Below are 1,452 nucleotides of genomic sequence, written 5' to 3' on the forward strand. Positions count from 1 at the left end.
CAGGCCGCCGCCGTGCCACTAGTGGAAGCTTGTCCGTCCGCGTCGCGGAGTTCGAAGGTGATCACCGTGCCGCCGCCGGACATCTGGCTGCGGGCCAGCTCGTACTGCGGGTGCGAGCGCAGGAACGGGTAGATGGTCTTGGCCACCCGCGGGTCGTCGTCGAGGAATTCGGCGATGGTCAGCGCACTGGCCACCGACTGGTCCAGTCGGAGCTTCATCGTCTCGAGGCCTTTGAGCATCACCCAGGCGTTGAACGGGCTGAGCGCCGGACCGGTGTGCCGCATGAGTTCGCGGACCGGACCGTCGATGAACTCGGCGGTGCCCATCACCGCACCGCCCATCACCCGGCCCTGGCCGTCGATGTGCTTGGTGCCCGAGTAGACGATCACGTCGGCACCCATGTCCAGACCGCGCTGGAGCAGCGGGGTGGCGAAGACGTTGTCGAGCACCACCTGCGCGCCGGCCGCGTGTGCGAGGTCGGCCACCGCGCGCACGTCCACCAGGGTCTGCATCGGATTGGAGGGCGTCTCGAAGAACACCGCGTCGGCGGGCTCGGACAACGCCGCCTCCCACTGCGCCAGGTCTTCACCGTCGACGAAGACGGTCTCCACGCCCCACGAGGGCAGGATCTCGTTGCAGATGACGAAGCATGAGCCGAACAGGCTGCGGGCCGCGACCAGCCGGCTGCCCTGCTTGAGCAGTGCGCCGAGGGCGACGAAGACCGCGGCCATGCCGCTGGCGGTGGCGAAGCAGGCCTCGGGGCCCTCGAGTCCGCGCAGCCGCTCCTGGAACATCTCGACGGTCGGATTCCCGTACCGGGTGTAGACGAAGCGTTCGTCCTCGCCGGTGAACGCCCGCTCGGCCGCCTCGGCGGACTCGTAGACGTAACCGCTGTTGAGGTAGACCGCCTCCGACGTCTCGAAGAACCCGGACCGCATCAGTCCGCCGCGCACGGCGGTGGTCTCCGGTGACACCCAGTCGGGCAGTTCACGACTCATGTCGTCTCCTCTTCGCTACGTCAGACCGCTCCGCGACGGCTCAGGACTGACGCCACGGCAGTCCGTCGGCCCGCCAGCCGGCGCCGCCGCGGTGCCCGTCGACGTCGAGCGCGCCTTCGAAACCCTCCAGAATGTTGTACGCCTGTCCGATCCCGGCCGCAGTAGCGGCCTCGGCCGCACCGATCGACCGGTGCCCGGACCGGCACAGGAACAGCACCGGCGTCTGGTCGGCCACCCCGGCCGCGCGCAGCTGATCGACGAACCGCTCGTTGAGCCGTCCGTGCGGGAAGTCGACCCACTCGACGAAGACGGTGCGCTTGCCGAGCCCGCTCACGTCGGGCACGCCCACATAGCTCCATTCGGCCTGGGTGCGGCAGTCCACCAGCACCGCATCGGATTCGGCGGCCAGCTTGTCCCATGCCTGCTGCGGCGTCAGATCCCCTGCGTAGCTCAC

2 protein-coding genes are annotated in these 1,452 nt (G+C 69.1%); both read right to left on the reverse strand.

The window, feature by feature from the left end; all coding sequences use genetic code 11:
• A partial coding sequence (locus ACJMNC_RS14435) for an aminotransferase class I/II-fold pyridoxal phosphate-dependent enzyme (RefSeq protein WP_408948656.1) occupies positions 1-998 on the reverse strand: 998 nt, incomplete at its 3' end.
• 40 nt (positions 999-1,038) lie between these two features.
• The coding region (locus tag ACJMNC_RS14440) for a rhodanese-like domain-containing protein (protein WP_408948657.1) at positions 1,039-1,452 on the reverse strand (414 nt) is incomplete at its 5' end.

Source organism: Gordonia sp. VNK21, from assembly GCF_046098115.1.
In the GTDB taxonomy this organism is placed as follows: Bacteria; Actinomycetota; Actinomycetes; order Mycobacteriales; family Mycobacteriaceae; genus Gordonia.